The organism is Pseudomonas sp. B19(2017), from assembly GCF_002113165.1.
In the GTDB taxonomy this organism is placed as follows: Bacteria; Pseudomonadota; Gammaproteobacteria; order Pseudomonadales; family Pseudomonadaceae; genus Aquipseudomonas.
Map to the genome: position 1 here is coordinate 58240 of NZ_NEJR01000019.1, position 17264 is coordinate 75503.

Annotated in this window: 14 protein-coding genes; 1 reads left to right on the forward strand and 13 read right to left on the reverse strand. The window is 63.7% G+C overall.

The genetic code is table 11. The features are described 5' to 3' along the window. Positions 1-64 precede the first annotated feature (64 nt). The 4 genes from CAF70_RS21785 to secA all read right to left on the reverse strand — a co-directional run bounded on the left by CAF70_RS21785 (position 65) and on the right by secA (position 5926). Positions 65-1009 carry a Nudix family hydrolase gene (locus CAF70_RS21785; RefSeq protein ID WP_085626523.1) on the reverse strand — a complete coding sequence of 315 codons (945 nt, stop codon included), beginning with the start codon at positions 1007-1009 and terminating at the stop codon, positions 65-67. Beyond that, positions 1006-1638: a glutathione S-transferase family protein gene (locus CAF70_RS21790; RefSeq protein ID WP_085626522.1), complete on the reverse strand. Its 633-nt coding sequence runs from the start codon at positions 1636-1638 to the stop codon at positions 1006-1008. Before CAF70_RS21790 ends, CAF70_RS21785 begins: the two co-directional genes overlap by 4 nt. 138 nt (positions 1639-1776) lie before the next feature. Beyond that, a complete protein-coding gene (argJ, locus tag CAF70_RS21795; protein ID WP_085626521.1) occupies positions 1777-2994 on the reverse strand; it encodes a bifunctional glutamate N-acetyltransferase/amino-acid acetyltransferase ArgJ in 1218 nt (405 codons plus the stop codon). 196 nt (positions 2995-3190) lie between these two features. Continuing rightward, entirely contained in the window at positions 3191-5926 is a 2736-nt protein-coding gene (gene secA / locus CAF70_RS21800; protein ID WP_085626520.1) for a preprotein translocase subunit SecA, read from the reverse strand. Between the two features lie 391 nt (positions 5927-6317). Here secA and CAF70_RS21810 point away from each other — a divergent pair, with 391 nt between their 5' ends. Further along, a complete protein-coding gene (locus CAF70_RS21810) occupies positions 6318-6773 on the forward strand; it encodes a DUF721 domain-containing protein (protein WP_085626518.1) in 456 nt (151 codons plus the stop codon). Between the two features lie 47 nt (positions 6774-6820). On the opposite strand, the gene lpxC is transcribed toward CAF70_RS21810, so the two are convergent. The 9 genes from lpxC to murD form a co-directional block, all read right to left on the reverse strand. Beyond that, complete coding sequence (lpxC, locus tag CAF70_RS21815; protein WP_023661965.1) at positions 6821-7732, reverse strand: UDP-3-O-acyl-N-acetylglucosamine deacetylase; 912 nt, start codon at positions 7730-7732, stop codon at positions 6821-6823. A gap of 112 nt (positions 7733-7844) precedes the next feature. Then, positions 7845-9041 (reverse strand): cell division protein FtsZ, encoded by a 1197-nt coding sequence (gene ftsZ, locus CAF70_RS21820; protein ID WP_003251871.1) that lies wholly within the window; start codon positions 9039-9041, stop codon positions 7845-7847. 55 nt (positions 9042-9096) lie between these two features. Beyond that, complete coding sequence (gene ftsA / locus CAF70_RS21825; protein ID WP_015271706.1) at positions 9097-10353, reverse strand: cell division protein FtsA; 1257 nt, start codon at positions 10351-10353, stop codon at positions 9097-9099. Positions 10354-10367: 14 nt separating this feature from the next. Next, positions 10368-11237, reverse strand: coding sequence for a cell division protein FtsQ/DivIB (locus tag CAF70_RS21830; RefSeq protein WP_085626517.1), 870 nt, complete (start codon positions 11235-11237; stop codon positions 10368-10370). A 5-nt stretch (positions 11238-11242) separates the two neighbouring features. Then, positions 11243-12199 carry a D-alanine--D-alanine ligase gene (locus CAF70_RS21835; protein ID WP_085626516.1) on the reverse strand — a complete coding sequence of 319 codons (957 nt, stop codon included), beginning with the start codon at positions 12197-12199 and terminating at the stop codon, positions 11243-11245. After that, a complete protein-coding gene (murC, locus tag CAF70_RS21840; protein WP_085626515.1) occupies positions 12196-13644 on the reverse strand; it encodes a UDP-N-acetylmuramate--L-alanine ligase in 1449 nt (482 codons plus the stop codon). Before murC ends, CAF70_RS21835 begins: the two co-directional genes overlap by 4 nt. Beyond that, positions 13637-14716: an undecaprenyldiphospho-muramoylpentapeptide beta-N-acetylglucosaminyltransferase gene (gene murG, locus CAF70_RS21845; protein ID WP_085626514.1), complete on the reverse strand. Its 1080-nt coding sequence runs from the start codon at positions 14714-14716 to the stop codon at positions 13637-13639. The genes murC and murG overlap by 8 nt, the downstream gene beginning before the upstream one ends. Further along, positions 14706-15920, reverse strand: a complete 1215-nt coding sequence (ftsW, locus tag CAF70_RS21850; RefSeq protein WP_025340546.1) for a putative lipid II flippase FtsW — start codon at positions 15918-15920, stop codon at positions 14706-14708. Before ftsW ends, murG begins: the two co-directional genes overlap by 11 nt. Beyond that, the gene (gene murD, locus CAF70_RS21855; protein WP_085626573.1) at positions 15917-17263 is read right to left on the reverse strand and encodes a UDP-N-acetylmuramoyl-L-alanine--D-glutamate ligase; all 1347 of its coding nucleotides are present in this window, start codon (positions 17261-17263) and stop codon (positions 15917-15919) included. Before murD ends, ftsW begins: the two co-directional genes overlap by 4 nt. Position 17264 lies beyond the last annotated feature (1 nt).

The window sequence follows — 17264 nt, forward strand, 5'->3', positions numbered from 1 at the left end:
GATTCCTTTGTAGGAGCGGCCTTGTGTCGCGATGGGCCGCAAAGCGGCCCCAAAAACAGGCAACTCAAATCTCAGGCCAGAACGCCCGAATCCCGGCAACCCCCTGTGCCCCCGCTTCCCAGGCCTGCTCACGCTCACCCGGCCCTACCCCACCCAGCAGATAGACCGGCTTGTTGAAACCGGCAATCAACCGCTGCGCCTCATCCCACCCCAACGGCACCGCCTCGGGATGAGTCTGGGTTGCCTGCACCGGCGACAAGGTGACGAAATCCACGCCCATCTGCTCCGCCAGCGCCAGCTCTTCGGCACTGTGGCAGGACGCCGCCAGCCAGCGTTCCTTGGGGAACGGCCGGCCGTTGGCGGCATATTTGCGCAGTTGTGCAGCCGTCAGGTGCCAACCCGCGGCAGGGAAATCACCCAGCCACTCCAGCGGCCCCTTGAGCATCAACTGCGCCTTGCCCGCGCACAACCCGACCGCATCCACCGCCACGTCGCGGTACTTGGGGTCGTACATGTCCGGGGCTCGCAGCTGAATCAGGCGAATGCCGCTGGCCACCGCCTTCTGAATGCCCTTGAGCATCTGCGGCACTTCCAGGCCATCGGGTGTGATCAGGTACTGGTCCGGCAGGCGCGCAGCCGCAACGATCGGTTTGTTGGCCTCGGGGAACGCGTACTGGGGCAAATCACGTGGGGCAACCCATTCCAGCGGCTGGCCCTCGGCGCCATGCGGCTCACCGGTGAACGCCTCGACTTCGCGCACGTCCAGCAGTACCTGCTTGTCCGGGTAGTCGTGGCTGACCTTGATCAACGCACGCGAACGGCTCACCTCGATGCCCAGCTCCTCGCGCAGTTCCCGGGCCAACGCCGCCTCGACGCTTTCACCCGCTTCCACCTTGCCGCCCGGGAATTCCCACAGGCCACCCTGGTGCTGGGTATCGGCACGGCGGGCAATCAGAATCCGGCCGTCAGTACCACGAATGACGGCGGCTACCACATGAATCCGTTTCACCCTTCACGCTCCGCCAGGCCAGCCTGCTGCCAGGCCTGGAAGGCCGCCCACTGGTAAATGGTTTCGATATAGGCCGCCGCCTCGGCAGGCACTTCCACGCGGTAGGTGCGCAGGCGCACCGCCACCGGAGCGAAGAAGGCATCGGCCAGGCTCGGCTTGCCGAACAGGAACGGGCCGCTGTCCTTGGCCACCAGCCGGCATTCGGACCACAGTGCAACGATACGGTCGATATCGATTTGTACCTCCAGCGGCACGCTGTCCAGCGCCTGGTCGCGCGACAGGTCGAACGGCATGGCGCCGCGCAGGGCGAAGAAGCCGCTGTGCATCTGCGCGCAGGCCGAACGGGCCTGGGCCCGGGCTGCCACGTCGGCAGGCCATAGCTGGGCCTCGGGGTGGCGTTCGTTGAGGTATTCGGCAATGGCCAGCGAGTCGGCGATCACACCGTGCTCGGTCTTGAGCAGCGGTACCTTGCCGGTTGCGGAGAAAGCGAGGATGCGCTGACGGGTGTCAGGCTGGTTGAGTTTGATCAGTGTTTCTTCGTAAGGCACGCCAGCCAGTTCTAGGGCCAGGGCGCCGCGCAGCGACCAGGAGGAATACAGCTTGTCGCCGATGATCAGGTGATAGCTCATGGTTCGGCTCCATCGGTTTGGGAATTTTGGGGCTGCTTTGCAGCCCATCGCGACGCAAGGCCGCTCCTACAGGAGATCGCGAGCGCTTGTAGGAGCGGCCTTGTGTCGCGAAAGGGCCGCAAAGCGGCCCCATTTGAATCAGGTACGGTACTCGGCGTTGATCTTCACGTACTCGTGGGACAGGTCGGTGGTCCAGATGGTTTCGCTGCACTGGCCACGGCCCAGTTCGATGCGGATGGTGATCTCTTCCTGGGCCATTACCTTGGCGCCCTGGTCTTCGGTGTAGCTCGGGCTGCGGCCGCCTTTGCTGGCAATGCACACGTTGTCCAGGTACACATCGATCAGGCTCACATCCAGCTCCGGCACGCCGGCACGGCCGACGGCGGCGAGGATACGGCCCCAGTTCGGGTCGGAGGCGAACAGTGCTGTCTTGATCAGCGGCGAGTGGGCCACGGCATAGCCGACGTCCAGGCACTCCTGGTGGTTGCCACCGCCGTTGACCTGCACGGTAACGAACTTGGTAGCGCCTTCGCCGTCACGGACGATGGCCTGGGCCACTTCCATGCACACTTCGAACACCGCCTTCTTCAACGCTTCGAACAGTGCGCCGCTGGCTTCGGTGACTTCCGGCAGGTTGGCCTTGCCGGTAGCGATCAGCATGCAGCAGTCGTTGGTCGAGGTGTCGCCATCGATGGTGATGCGATTGAACGACTTGTTGGCGCCGTCCAGCATCAGGTCCTTGAGCACCGCTGGTGCCACCTTGGCGTCGGTGGCGATGTAGCCGAGCATGGTGGCCATGTTCGGGCGGATCATGCCTGCACCCTTGCTGATGCCGGTGACGGTAACGGTCACGCCATCGTGCTGGAACTGGCGGCTGGCACCCTTTGGCAGGGTGTCGGTGGTCATGATGCCGGTGGCGGCCTCGGCCCAGTGGTTTTCCGACAGGTTGTCGAGGGCGGCCTGCAATGCGCCTTCAATCTTTTCTACCGGCAGCGGCTCGCCGATTACGCCAGTGGAGAATGGCAGTACCGACTCGGCCGGTACGCCAGCCAGTTCGGCCAGCTTGGCACAGGTACGCTCGGCGGCGGCCAGGCCTGGCGCGCCGGTGCCGGCGTTGGCGTTACCGGTGTTGGTCAGCAGGTAGCGCACGGTGCCCTGTACACGCTGCTTGGACAGGATCACCGGCGCTGCGCAGAAGGCGTTGAGGGTGAACACGCCAGCCACGCTGGAGCCTTCGGCACAGCGCATGACCACCACATCCTTGCGCCCTGGGCGCTTGATGCCGGCAGAAGCGATGCCGAGTTCAAAACCCGGAACCGGGTGCAGGGTGGGCAAAGGACCAAGACCAACAGCCATTAGAGCGCTCCTAGAAAATACGGTGAACAGGTGATGGAAGAGCGGGGCCGCTTCGCGCCCCATTCGCGGCACAAGGCCGCTCCTACAAGGACATCGCAACCATTGTGGCGGGCGCGGTCCCTGTAGGAGCGGCCTTGTGCCGCGAATGGGCCGCAAAGCGGCCCCGGATGTTTCAGGTTACAACAGCCTGGTCAGATCACTCGATCTGCCCGTGGCAATGCTTGAACTTCTTGCCCGAACCACACCAGCACGGCTCGTTGCGACCCAGCTTCTGGTCGTTGCGCACCGGTGCCGAGGCGACAGCCACTTCGGCGCCCTCCTCGCTCAGTTGTTCGCTTTCCAGCCCCGGAGCAGCGGCGTGCTGGAACTGCATGCGGCTGGCCAGTTCCTCGGCCTCGCGGCGCAAGCGGGCTTCCTCTTCGGCCGGGTCTTCGCGGCGTACCTGAACGTGCGACAGCACACGAATGGTGTCGCGCTTGATCGACTCGAGCAGCTCCTGGAACAGGCTGAAGGATTCGCGCTTGTACTCCTGTTTCGGGTTCTTCTGCGCATAACCGCGCAGGTGAATACCGTGACGCAGGTGGTCCATGGTCGACAGGTGGTCTTTCCACAGGTCGTCCAGCACGCGCAGCAGAATCTGCTTCTCGAAGGTACGCAGGGCCTCGATACCGGCCTGGTCTTCCTTCTCGGTGTACGCGTTGGTGATTTCGTTCAGCAGCTTCTCGCGCAGGGTCTCTTCGTAGAGGTGATCGTCCTCGTCGAGCCACTGCTGGATCGGCAGCTTCATGGCGAAATCGCTGGCCAGCGAAGCCTCCAGGCCGGCCACGTCCCACTGCTCGGGCAGCGACTGCGGCGGAATGTGCTGGCTGATGGTAGCGTCCAGTACTTCCTTGCGGAATTCGACGATGGTGTCGCCAATGTTCTCGGCGGCCAACAGGCTGTTGCGCATGTGGTAGATCACCTTGCGCTGCTCGTTGGCCACGTCGTCGTATTCCAGCAGCTGCTTGCGGATGTCGAAGTTGCGGCCTTCGACCTTGCGCTGGGCCTTCTCGATGGCGTTGGTGACCATGCGGTGCTCGATGGCTTCGCCCGACTGCATGCCCAGTGCCTTCATGAAGTTCTTCACCCGGTCAGAGGCGAAGATGCGCATCAGGCTGTCTTCCAGCGACAGGTAGAAGCGGCTGGAGCCCGGGTCACCCTGACGGCCGGAACGGCCACGCAGCTGGTTATCGATACGGCGCGATTCGTGGCGCTCGGAGGCGATCACGTGCAGGCCACCCGACTCGATCACTTGCTGGTGACGCTTCTGCCAGTCGGCCTTGATCTGGGCGATCTGCTCGGCGGTCGGGTTTTCCAGGGCGGCCACTTCGGCTTCCCAGTTGCCACCCAGCAGGATGTCGGTACCACGGCCGGCCATGTTGGTAGCGATGGTCAGGGCACCTGGTGCACCGGCTTGCGCGATGATCTCGGCTTCCTTCTCGTGGTACTTGGCATTGAGCACCTTGTGGTCGATACCTTCCTTCTTCAGGAGGTTGGACATGTGCTCGGACGTTTCGATGGTCGCCGTACCTACCAGCACCGGGCGGCCCTGGGTCATGCTTTCCTTGATGTCGGCGATGATCGCGGCGTACTTCTCGTCGGCGGTCAGGTACACCAGGTCGTTGAAGTCTTTACGCGCCAACGGCTTGTTCGGCGGGATGACCATCACGTTGAGCCCGTAGATGGACTGGAACTCGAACGCTTCGGTGTCGGCGGTACCGGTCATGCCGGACAGCTTGGTGTACAGGCGGAAGTAGTTCTGGAAGGTAGTCGAAGCCAGGGTCTGGCTCTCGGCCTGGATATTCAGGTTTTCTTTCGCTTCGATGGCCTGGTGCAGGCCTTCGGACAGGCGACGGCCGGGCATGGTACGGCCGGTGTGTTCGTCGATCAGCAGGACCTGGCCGTCCTGGATGATGTACTCGACGTTGCGGTGGAACAGCTTGTGCGCACGCAGGCCGGCGTAGACGTGGGTCAGCAGGCTCAGGTTATGCGCCGAGTACAGGCTCTCGCCCTCGGCCAGCAGCCCGGACTGGGTGAGCATTTCCTCGATGTACTGGTGACCGGCTTCGTTCAGTTCGACCTGGCGGCTCTTCTCGTCGATCGTGAAGTGGCCTTCCTGGGTGACCTGGCCTTCCACTTCCTCGATGTGCTGCGTCAGGCGCGGAATCAGGCGGTTGATCTCGATGTACAGCTTGGAGCTGTCCTCGGCCTGGCCGGAAATGATCAGCGGGGTACGCGCTTCGTCGATGAGGATGGAGTCGACTTCGTCGATCACGGCGAAGTTCAGTTCACGCTGGAACTTCTCTTCCTGGCTGAACGCCATGTTGTCGCGCAGGTAGTCGAAGCCGAATTCGTTGTTGGTGCCGTAGGTGATGTCGGACGCGTAGGCGGCGCGCTTTTCTTCCGGCGGCTGGAAGGCCGAGACGATGCCGACCGACAGGCCGAGGAACTCGTACAGCGGGCGCATCCAGTTGGCGTCACGGCGGGCCAGGTAGTCGTTGACGGTGACCACGTGCACGCCCTTGCCGGACAGTGCGTTGAGGTACACGGCCAGGGTACCGACCAAGGTCTTGCCTTCACCGGTACGCATTTCTGCGATCATGCCCTCGTGCAGGGTCATGCCACCGATCAGCTGCACGTCGAAGTGGCGCATGCCCATCACGCGCTTGCCGGCCTCGCGGGCCACGGCGAAGGCTTCAGGCAGCAATTGGTCCAGTGTCTCGCCTTTGGCCAGGCGCTCCTTGAACTCTGCGGTCTTGCCCCGCAGTTGCTCGTCGGAGAGGGCCACCATCTTCTCTTCGAGAGCATTGACGATGTTCACCGTCTTGAGCATGCGTTTGACTTCACGCTCGTTCTTGCTTCCAAAAAGTTTCTTTAACAAAGGCGCAAACATATCGGCAGGATCTTCCACACGTAGGGATGGAGGGCGGCCCCATGAGTCGCCCGTGCAGCCCTGAGGCCGCATGCGAACGAGCATTCTACCCGGAAACGATGGTGAGGAAAGTGGTGGATTGCCACGATGCTTGTACAGCGTTTTGGCGGGGGCCGGTTTTAGATAGGGGCATTTTCCCTGAGTTCAAGGTTCGCCAAGATGAAAGGTGTCGAGAATGACTCTTGGCTTGTATTGCCTGTACCGGCCTCTTCGCGGGCTTGCCCGCTCCCACAGGCATTACACAACACTTGAGGTCTGTGGTGATCCTGTGGGAGCGGGCAAGCCCGCGAAGAGGCCGGTTCAGGCCATAGAGGTGTTAGACTGCGGACCATGTAACCTCATGCGTACCCCCATGGCCTACAAACCCTCCCCCGCCCAGCCGCCCTCGGCCCTGCTCCGCCAGGTCCGCCCGCTGCGCCTGCTGCTGAACCAGGCCGAACGCCTGGAGCACCTGCAGCGCCTGCTGGAAAGCCAGCTGCAACCGGCCGCCCGCGAGCACTGTCATGTGGCGTCGTGGCGCGATGGCACCTTGTTGCTGGTGGTAACCGACGGCCACTGGGCGACCCGCCTGCGCTATCAGCAAAAACGCCTGATGTCGGCGTTACAGGGCATGGAGGCATTCGCCAACCTCAGGCGCATCCTGTACAAGGTCCAGCCCCCGCTGGTGCCAGCCAAGCGTGGTGGCCATGCAGCAGAGCTGTCCAACAACGCAGCCGAGAGCCTGCGCGATACCGCCGAGGGCATCACCGACCCCAAGCTGCGCGCAGCACTGGAACGATTGGCCGCCCACGCTCGGGACAAGCCATAAAAAAGGCCACCCGAAGGTGGCCTTAATGAACTAGAGAGTGTTCGAACTTACACGGCCGCAACAGGGCGCATGTAGGAGATCGGTGCCGTGCTGGCATCTTCGAAGGTGACCACTTCCCAGGCATCGGTTTCGGCAATCAGCTTACGCAACAGCTGGTTGTTCAGCGCGTGGCCGGACTTGTAGCCCTTGAACTCGCCGATCAGGCTGTTGCCCAGCAGGTAGAGGTCGCCGATGGCGTCGAGGATCTTGTGCTTGACGAATTCGTCTTCGTAACGAAGGCCGTCTTCGTTGAGCACGCCGTCCTCATCGACCACGATAGCGTTCTCGACACTGCCACCCAGCGCAAGGTTGTGCTTGCGCAGGTACTCGATGTCACGCATGAAACCAAAGGTGCGCGCGCGGCTGACTTCCTTCACGAACGACGTGCTGGAAAAGTCGACGCTGGCGCTCTGGGTCCGGTTGCGAAGTACCGGATGATCGAAGTCGATCTCGAAGCTCACCTTGAAACCGTCGAAAGGCAGGAAAGTGGCGCGCTTGTCGCCCTCTTCCACGGTTACCTCACGCAGGATGCGGATGAACTTCTTGGCTGCGTCCTGTTCTTCCAGGCCGGCAGACTGAATCAGGAATACAAAGGGTCCGGCGCTGCCATCCATGATCGGCACTTCCGAGGCGGAGAGCTCGACGTAGGCGTTATCGATGCCCAGGCCCGCCATGGCGGAGAGCAGGTGCTCGACCGTATCGACCTTGACGTCACCGTTGACCAGCGTCGTCGACATGGTTGTCTCGCCGACGTTGGCCGCACGCGCCGGAATTTCGACCACAGGGTCGAGGTCGGCGCGGCGGAAGACGATGCCGGTGTCAACAGGTGCAGGCTTGAGGGTCAGGTAAACCTTCTCCCCGGAGTGCAGACCGACACCTGTGGCACGGATGGTATTCTTCAGGGTGCGTTGTTTAATCATGGCATTGGCCGCTTCAGCGCAAATTGCGAACAGGTATCAACAAAGGCTGGGGATGATAACAGACCCAACCTTTGATGAATACCAATCACCTTTATACCCCTGATAAATTCCATTAATCAGCCTGGCGACGCAGGAATGCCGGGATATCAAGGTAGTCCAGGTCATCCTGAGGGTTCAGTTTAGCGGCTGCAGCAGCCCCTGCATGGGCCTGGTTGCGCATTACGGTCGGGCGCTCCAGGTCACGGTAGTTGACGGCAGGCTGCTCCTGGCGAACCGGCGCCGGGTTGGAAGCCTCGTACGCCTGCTGGGCAGTCTGCAGGGTGTTGTCGACCACCTTCACAGGCTTCTCGATGCGCGCGCCCAGGCCAGTAGCCACTACGGTCACGTGCAGCTCGTCACGCATGTCCGGGTCGATCACTGTACCGACCTTGACCATGGCGTGGTCGGAGGCGAAGGCTTCGATGATGCTACCCACGTCGGAGTATTCGCCCAGCGACAGGTCAGGGCCTGCGGTGATGTTCACCAGGATGCCGCGGGCGCCCTGCAGGTTGACGTCTTCCAGCAGCGGGTTGCGGATCGCTGCCTCGGTGGCTTCACGCGCACGGTTCGGGCCGCTGGCGCAGCCAGTACCCATCATGGCCATGCCCATTTCACCCATCACGGTACGCACGTCCGCGAAGTCGACGTTGATCATGCCCGGGCGTTTGATGATATCGGAGATACCGCGCACGGCACCGGCCAGCACGTCGTCAGCCTTGGCGAAGGCGGACAGCAGGCTGGCATCCTTGCCCAGGATGGTCAGCAGCTTCTCGTTGGGGATGGTGATCAACGAGTCGACGCTTTCGGCCAGCATGCGGATGCCTTCATCGGCGATCTGCATGCGCTTGCGGCCTTCGAACGGGAACGGGCGGGTCACCACGGCAACGGTGAGAATGCCCATTTCCTTGGCCACTTCGGCGATGATCGGTGCAGCACCGGTACCGGTACCGCCGCCCATGCCAGTGGTGATGAACACCATGTTGGTGCCCTGCAGCACTTCAGCGATGCGCTCACGGTCTTCCAGCGCGGCCTGGCGGCCGACTTCCGGATTGGCACCGGCACCCAGGCCCTTGGTCACGCCAGTGCCCAATTGCAGGATGGTGCGCGCGCCGATGTTTTTCAGCGCCTGAGCATCGGTGTTGGCGCAGATGAATTCCACGCCTTCGATGCTGCTCTTGACCATGTGGTTGACGGCGTTGCCGCCACCACCGCCAACACCGATCACTTTGATGACCGGGCTTTGCGGGACGTTGTCTACGAGCTCGAACATTTTCCCTCTCCTTACAGTTCTCTAGTTGTCGCGCCTACCACTACTGCTTTGAAACTTAGAAGTTGCCCTGGACCCAGCGCTTGAAGCGTTCAAGCACTGGGGCCTTCGGTTCATCGCCATAGCTGTTGTTGCTGCTGTTACCGGTCAGGGGCAGGTCTTCGGTCTGCTTCTGCAGGCCGTAGGTGAGCAAGCCCACGCCGGTGGAATAGATCGGGTTGCGAACCACGTCGCTAAGCCCCCGAACGCTGTGCGGTACGCCCAGGCGTACCGGCATGTGGAAGATTTCCTCGGCCAGTTCCACGGCGCCTTCCATCTTCGCGGTGCCGCCGGTGAGGACGATGCCGGCCGGCACCAGGTCTTCGTAGCCGCTGCGGCGCAGTTCGGCCTGGATCAGGGTGAAGAGCTCGTCGTAACGTGGCTCCACCACCTCGGCCAGGGCCTGGCGCGACAGCTCGCGCGGCGGGCGATCGCCCACGCTCGGCACCTTGATGGTCTCGCCGGCGCCAGCCAGTTTGGCCAGGGCGCAGGCGTAGCGGATCTTGATTTCCTCGGCGTACTGGGTAGGGGTACGCAGCGCCATGGCGATGTCGTTGGTCACCTGGTCGCCGGCAATCGGGATCACCGCGGTGTGACGGATCGCGCCCTCGGTGAAGATGGCGATGTCGGTGGTGCCACCACCGATGTCCACCAGGCACACACCCAGCTCTTTTTCATCGTCGGTCAGCACCGAGTAGGCCGAGGCCAGCTGCTCGAGGATGATGTCGTCGATTTCCAGGCCGCAGCGGCGTACGCATTTCTCGATGTTCTGCGCCGCGTTGACTGCGCAGGTGACCACGTGGACCTTGGCTTCCAGGCGTACGCCCGACATGCCCAGTGGCTCGCGCACGCCTTCCTGGTTGTCGATCACGTAGTCCTGCGGCAGGGTGTGCAACACGCGCTGGTCGGCCGGAATGGCCACCGCCTGGGCGGCGTCGAGTACGCGCTCCAGGTCGGCGAGGCTGACCTCGCGGTCGCGAATGGCGACGATGCCGTGGGAGTTCAGGCTGCGGATGTGGTTGCCGGCCACGCCGACGAAGGCCGAGTGGATGCGGCAGCCGGCCATCAGCTGCGCCTCTTCCACCGCGCGCTGGATCGACTGCACGGTGGACTCGATGTTCACCACCACGCCTTTTTTCAGGCCGCGGGACGGATGGGTGCCGATCCCGACGATTTCCAGGGTGCCGTCCTCGCCCACTTCGCCCACCAGCGCCACCACCTTGGAGGTGCCGATGTCCAGCCCGACGATCATTTTGCCGCTATGCGCGTTTGCCATGGTCCTGCCTCTCTCTAATTCTTCGCAACGGCGGGTTGGGCCGTCGTCGGTGCAATCGGTTCCCGCCAACCAACGGCAAGTCCGTTGGAGTAACGCAGATCAATGCGGGCGATAGTGGTGATCTGGTCTTTGAGTGTCTTGTCGTAAATGGCAATGAAACGGCGCATCTTCTCCACCAGATGGTCGCGCCCCAGCAGCAGCTCGATGCCCGGCCCGGCGCTGCTCGCGCCCGTGGTCAGGAACCAGCTGCCTCGCTCGCGCAGCTCCAGGCGAGCGATGGAAAAGCCCAGGGGGCGCAGCATCTGGCTCAGTACCTGATACTGCTGCATGACTTGTTGCTGAGCACGCTGCGGCCCGGCCAGCTGCGGCAGGTGCTCGTAATTGGCCAGTTCGCGCGGGGTGAAGGCCTGGCCCTGGTTGTTGAGCAAGGCTTCGTCACCCCAGCGTGCCACCGGCAACTGTTCTTCCAGGCGGATCACCACCTCGTCGGGCCACACCCGACGCACTTCGGCATGGGCAATCCACGGCATCTGTTCGAGCTCTGCACGCATCGCCGGCAGGTCGACACTGAAGAAGCTCGCCGCCACGTAGGGCGCGATCCGCTGCTGCACCGACTGCTGGCTGATGTAGCTGAGGTCGCCCTGCACGTCGATCTTGGTGATTGGCCGGTCGGCGTACGGCATCAGCCGAATGGCGCCCTCGTAGGCACCAAAGCCGGCTGCCACCAGCACTACCGGCCAAAGCAGACGCTTCAGGCCACCCAGGCTTGGCCGCGGCAGGCGCGCCGATACGGGCTCGTCGGCCACCAGCCGGCTGGCACCACGCGGCACCGGCTTGCTACGGCCGGTAACGGGTTGCTGCTGACGTATCATTGCGCCTTGCATGGTCGTTAACCTCGCGTTGCCACGCTTTCGGCCAAGATCGCCAGCACCAGTTGCTGGAAGTCCAGGCCGGCCGCGCGGGCCGCCATGGGCACCAGGCTATGGTCGGTCATGCCGGGTGCGGTGTTGACTTCGAGCAGCCAGAACCGGCCCTGCTCGTCCTGCATCACGTCCAGCCGCCCCCAGCCTTCGATGCCAATGGCATCGCAGGCACGCGCGGTCAGGTCGATCAGTTCCTGTTCCTTGACGCTATCCAGGCCGCATGGAATGCGGTACTGGGTATCGTTGGCGATGTACTTGGCGTCGTAGTCGTAGAACACGTGCGGCGTACCCAGGGCGATCGGAGGCAGCACCTGGCCGCGCAATACCGCGACGGTGAACTCCGGGCCGTGGATCCACTGCTCCACCAGTACCTGGGAATCGTATCGGGCGGCATCCTGCCAGGCGGCGACCAGTTCCTGGGCGCTGTTCACCTTGGCCATGCCGATGCTGGAACCTTCATGGGCGGGTTTGACGATAAGCGGGAAGCCCAGTTCCGTGGCGGCCTGCAAACAATCACTCTCGCTGGCCAGCACTGCGTGGCGCGGGGTCGGAATACCCAGGCTCTGCCATACCTGCTTGGTGCGCAGCTTGTCCATGGCCAGTGCCGAGGCAAGGATGCCACTGCCGGTGTAGGGGATGCCCAGGCATTCGAGGAGGCCTTGCATGCTGCCGTCTTCACCGCCACGGCCGTGGAGGATGATGAAGGCGCGGTCGATCTTCTCGCTTTGCAGGCGCTCGAGCAGGTCGTCACCCACGTCGATGGCGACCACGTCGACACCGGCGGTGGTCAGCGCGTCGATCACCGCGGCGCCAGACTTGAGCGACACTTCACGCTCGGCACTCTTGCCGCCGTACAGCACGGCAACACGGCCGAACGCCTTGACGTCCAGGGTCGAGTGCAGTTTTTCGTAGGCGCTGGTCATTTCGACTTCTCCTGCTTGGCGCCAGCGAACAGCGGGCTTTTCATCAATTGCGGAGCCAGGCCGCCGACATCACCGGCACCCTGGCAGATCAGGATGTCGCCAGCGCGCAGCAGTGGCTTGACCAGCGGCGCCAGGTCGACGCCACGTTCGATGTAGATCGGGTCCAGTTTTCCGCGCTGGCGGATGCTGTGGCACAGCTGGCGGCTGTCGGCCCCCGGGATCGGCTCTTCACCGGCCGGGTAGACTTCCATCAGCAGCAGCACGTTGGCATCGCCCAGTACCTGGACGAAGTCGTCGTACAGGTCGCGAGTACGGCTGTAGCGGTGCGGCTGGTACACGATCACCAGGCGACGGCTTGGCCAGCCACCGCGCACAGCCTTGATCACTGCCGCCACTTCGGTCGGGTGGTGGCCGTAGTCGTCGACCAGCATCACGCTACCGCCATCGACCGGCAGTTCGCCGTACACCTGGAAGCGACGGCCGACACCCTGGAAGCCCGACAGGCCCTGGACGATGGCCTCGTCAGTGATGCCTTCGTCAGTGGCGATGGCGATGGTGGCCAAGGCGTTGAGCACGTTGTGGTTGCCGGGCATGTTCACCGACACCTCCAGCGGCTCGCGGTCACGGCGCAGTACGGTGAAGTGGGTCTGCATGCCCATCTGGCGCACGTTGATGGCGCGGATGTCGGCCTCGTCGCTGAAGCCATAGGTCACGGTAGGGCGCTTGACCTGTGGCAGGATCTCGCGCACGACCGGGTCGTCCAGGCACATCACGGCCAGGCCGTAGAACGGCAGGTTGTGCAGGAACTCGACGAAGGTTTTCTTCAGCTTGTTGAAGTCACCTTCGTAGGTCGCCATGTGGTCGGCGTCGATGTTGGTGACCACGGCGACCATCGGCTGCAGGTGCAGGAAGCTGGCATCGCTCTCGTCCGCTTCGGCAATCAGGTAGCGGCTGGTGCCCAGCTGGGCATTGGTACCGGCGGCGGTCAGGCGGCCGCCGATGACGAAGGTCGGGTCCAGGCCACCGGCGGCGAACACCGAGGCCAGCAGGCTGGTGGTGGTGGTCTTGCCGTGGGTGCCGGCAACGGCCACGCCGTGGCGGTAGCGCATCAGCTCGGCGAGCATCTCGGCACGCGGCACCACTGGAATGCGCCGCTCCAGGGCGGTGGCGACTTCCGGGTTGGCCGGGTTGATGGCACTGGACACCACCAGCACATCGGCGGTGGCGGCGTTCTCGGCGCGGTGGCCGACGAAAATCTCGGCGCCGAACGATTCCAGGCGCTCGGTGACCGGCGAGGCCTTCAGGTCGGAGCCTGACACTTCATAGCCCAGGTTCAGCAGCACTTCGGCAATTCCGCACATGCCCACGCCGCCGATACCGACGAAGTGAATACGGCGGATACGGCCCATCTTCGGCTGGGGCATGGCTTTCTGGCTCTCAACCATGGGCCACCTCCAGGCAGATATCGACCACGGTGCTGGTTGCGGCAGGTTTGGCCAGGCGCCGTGCGGTGCCTGCCATGACGTTGAGTTTCTCGGGTTGCATCAGCACCTCGTTCAGGCGTTCAGCGAGCTGCGCTGCGCCAGTTGTCGCTTGTGGCAGCAGGAAGGCAGCGCCTTCCCGGGCCAGATATTGGGCGTTGTGGGTCTGGTGGTCGTCGATGGCGTGGGGCAATGGCACCAGCATCGAAGGCAGGCCCGCCGCCGCCAGCTCGCTGACGGTCAGGGCACCGGCCCGGCATACCACCATGTCGGCCCAGCCATAGGCCTGGGCCATGTCCTTGATGAAAGGCTCTACCTGCGCCTCGACACCTGCCTCGTGATAACGCTCGGCGGTGATCGGCGCATGTTGCTTGCCAGCCTGGTGAAACACCTCCGGTCGCAGCGCGGCGGGCACTTCGGACAGGGCCTTAGGCAACAATTTGTTCAATGGTTCCGCACCCAGGCTGCCACCGAGCACCAACAGGCGTGCACGGCGCTCGGCCAGGGGCGCGCGTTGCGCGTCCATGAACAGCTCCGGGCGCACCGGGTTGCCGGTGGTGCGACGCTTGTCGCTGGCCTCGAAAGTGTTCGGGAAAGCTTCGCAAACCCGTGCCGACAGAGGCACCAGCAAGCGATTGGCGGTACCGGCGCGGGCGTTCTGCTCGTGGATCACCAACGGCACGCCACACAGCCGCGCAGCGACGCCGCCGGGACCGGTCACATAGCCACCGAAGCCGACCACGCATACCGGTTTCAGCTCACGCACGATACGCCGCGCCTGCAGCACGGCCTTGACCAGGGTGAACGGCGCCTTGAGCAACGACAGCTTGCTCTTGCCACGAAGGCCGCTGACCTGGATCAGGTGCAACGGCAGGCCGGCCTGGGGCACCAGTTCGTTCTCGATGCCACGCGGGGTACCCAGCCAGTGCACATTGTAACCGCGCGCCTGGAATTCACGGGCGCAGGCCAAGGCCGGGAACACGTGGCCCCCGGTGCCGCCCGCCATGATCAGTACGTTCTTGCCGTCAGCGGCCATGATTGGTCTCCTCGGCAAAATCGCTTTCGCTGAATTCGTGCTCCTCACTGCCCAGGTGCGTACGGCTTTCCCACTCGATACGCAGCAAAAGCCCCACGCAGGCACAGCAGATCACCAACGAGCTGCCCCCGTAGCTGAGGAACGGCAGGGTCAGGCCCTTGGTCGGCAGCAGGCCGACGTTCACACCGATGTTGATCAGGAACTGGCCGATCCACAGGAAGGCCAGGCCGAAGGCGACATAAGCGGCAAAGAACTGCTTGGCTTTTTCCGCCCACAGGCCGATGTACAGGGCGCGCACAGTGACGAACACGAACAGTGCGATGGTCAGCAGCGAGCCGACCACGCCAAGCTCTTCGGCCAGTACCGAGAACACGAAGTCGGTGTGTGCTTCAGGCAGGTAGAACTGTTTCTGCACGCTGTTGCCCAGGCCAACGCCCAGCCACTCGCCACGGCCGAAGGCAATCAGTGCCTGGGTGAGCTGGTAGCCGGAACCGAACTGGTCGGACCATGGGTCGGTGAAGGTGATAAGACGTGCCATCCGGTACGGCTGCGCCTGTACCAGCACGAACACCGCGACCACCGCCAGCACCACCATCAGGCTGAAGCGGAACAAGCCCACCCCGCCGAGGAACAGCATGGCTGCAGCCGCGCCCATCATCACCACGGTGGCGCCGAAGTCCGGCTCCATCAGCAGCAGGGCCGCCATGGGCAGCAGCACGATGAACGGCTTGAAGAAGCCCATCCAGGTTTCGCGGACTTCGGTCTGCCGACGTACCAGGTAGCCGGCCAGGTAGACGACCACGAACACCTTGGCGATTTCCGAAGGCTGCACGTTGAAGAAGCTGAAGCCGATCCAGCGCATGGAGCCGTTCACTTCGCGGCCGATACCGGGCACCAGCACCAGCACCAGCAGGCCGAAGGCCCCCAGCAGCATCATGAAGCCCATGCGCTGCCAGGTGGCGATCGGCACCAGCATGGTGGCACCGCAGGCGACAAGGCCGAGGAATACGTACACCAGGTGGCGGAACATGTGGTAGAGCGGGTTACCCGACTGCACCGCAGCCACTTCCGAGGACGCCGAGGTGATCATCACCAGGCCCAGGCCCAGCAATGCCAAGCAGCCAGCGAGCATCGCGAAGTCCAGGTCGATGCCACGGCCGCTGATCAGCGGCGACGGGTAAGGCTTGAGGATGCCGAAGATCATGCAAGGCCTCCCGCTGCCTGGGCGAACAGGCGCCCGCGTTCTTCGAAGTTCTTGAACATGTCGAGACTGGCGCACGCTGGCGACAGCAGCACGGCATCACCCGCCTGGGCCAGTTCGGCGCATTGCTGCACGGCGTCATCGAGAGTCTTCACACGCACCATCTGTACGCCATCGCCCAGGGCTTCGGCCAGGCGCTCGGCATCACGGCCAAGCAGAACCACGGCGCGGCAGAAGCGCTGGACCGGCTCGCGCAGCGCGGTGAAGTCGGCGCCCTTGCCATCACCACCGGCGATCAGCACCAGCTTGCCTTCGATATCGGCACCCAGGCCCTCGATGGCGGCCAGCGCAGCACCGACGTTGGTGGCCTTGGAATCGTCATACCAGTTCACGCCGTTGCGCTCGCGCACCCACTGGCAACGGTGGGCCAGGCCGCCGAACTCGCGCAGGGCTTCGAGCATCGGTTCGAACGGCAGGCCGGCAGCATGCCCCAGGGCCAGCGCCGCCAGGGCATTGCTCTGGTTGTGGGCACCACGAATCTTCAGCTCACGCGCCGGCATCAGCGCCTGGAACTCGAAGGCCAGGTGTTTCTCGCCGTCCACTTCGCGCAGGCCGAAGGCCTTGAAATCCGGCTGGTTGAGGCCGAAGGTCCAGCATGGGCGGCCTTCCACCGGCAACGGCCGGGTCAGGGCGTCCTGGCGGTTGACCACGACCTGGCGGGCACCACGGAAGATCCGGTGCTTGGCCAGGTGATAGGCCGGCAGGCCGCTGTAGCGGTCCATGTGGTCTTCGCTGATGTTCAGCACGGTGGCCACTTCGGCGTTGAGCTGGTCGGTGGTTTCCAGCTGGAAGCTGGACAGTTCCAGCACGTACAGCTCCACGTCATCGGCCAGCAGGTCCAGCGCCGGGGTACCGAGGTTGCCCCCAACCGCCACGCGCTTGCCGGCCTTGGCAGCCATTTCGCCAACCAGGGTGGTAACGGTGCTCTTGGCGTTGGAGCCGCTGATGGCAATGATCGGGGCCTTGGCGTGGCGAGCGAACAGCTCGATGTCGCCGGACAGCTTCACGCCACGCGCGGCCGCCTGCTGCAGCGCCGGGGTGGCCAGGGCCAGGCCGGGGCTGACGTACAACTCGTTGGCGCGGCACAGGAAATCCACATCCAGCTCACCACAGCGCACTTCCACCTGCGGGTAATCACGGCGCAGGGTGTCCAGTTCCGGCGGTTGCTCGCGGGTGTCGGCGACCGCAAAGGCAATGCCCCGGCTCGCCAGGAAGCGAACCAGGGACATGCCGCTCTTGCCGAGGCCGACAACGATGCGGAATTGGTCGGAAGCGATCAATGACACG

Coding starts and splice junctions, on each gene's coding strand:
- CAF70_RS21790 (WP_085626522.1), bottom strand. CDS start 1,638: ATGAGCTATCACCTGATCATCGGCGACAAGCTGTATTCCTCCTGGTCG.
- argJ (WP_085626521.1), bottom strand. CDS start 2,994: ATGGCTGTTGGTCTTGGTCCTTTGCCCACCCTGCACCCGGTTCCGGGT.
- secA (WP_085626520.1), bottom strand. CDS start 5,926: ATGTTTGCGCCTTTGTTAAAGAAACTTTTTGGAAGCAAGAACGAGCGT.
- CAF70_RS21810 (WP_085626518.1), top strand. CDS start 6,318: ATGGCCTACAAACCCTCCCCCGCCCAGCCGCCCTCGGCCCTGCTCCGC.
- lpxC (WP_023661965.1), bottom strand. CDS start 7,732: ATGATTAAACAACGCACCCTGAAGAATACCATCCGTGCCACAGGTGTC.
- ftsZ (WP_003251871.1), bottom strand. CDS start 9,041: ATGTTCGAGCTCGTAGACAACGTCCCGCAAAGCCCGGTCATCAAAGTG.
- ftsA (WP_015271706.1), bottom strand. CDS start 10,353: ATGGCAAACGCGCATAGCGGCAAAATGATCGTCGGGCTGGACATCGGC.
- CAF70_RS21830 (WP_085626517.1), bottom strand. CDS start 11,237: ATGCAAGGCGCAATGATACGTCAGCAGCAACCCGTTACCGGCCGTAGC.
- CAF70_RS21835 (WP_085626516.1), bottom strand. CDS start 12,199: ATGACCAGCGCCTACGAAAAACTGCACTCGACCCTGGACGTCAAGGCG.
- murC (WP_085626515.1), bottom strand. CDS start 13,644: ATGGTTGAGAGCCAGAAAGCCATGCCCCAGCCGAAGATGGGCCGTATC.
- murG (WP_085626514.1), bottom strand. CDS start 14,716: ATGGCCGCTGACGGCAAGAACGTACTGATCATGGCGGGCGGCACCGGG.
- ftsW (WP_025340546.1), bottom strand. CDS start 15,920: ATGATCTTCGGCATCCTCAAGCCTTACCCGTCGCCGCTGATCAGCGGC.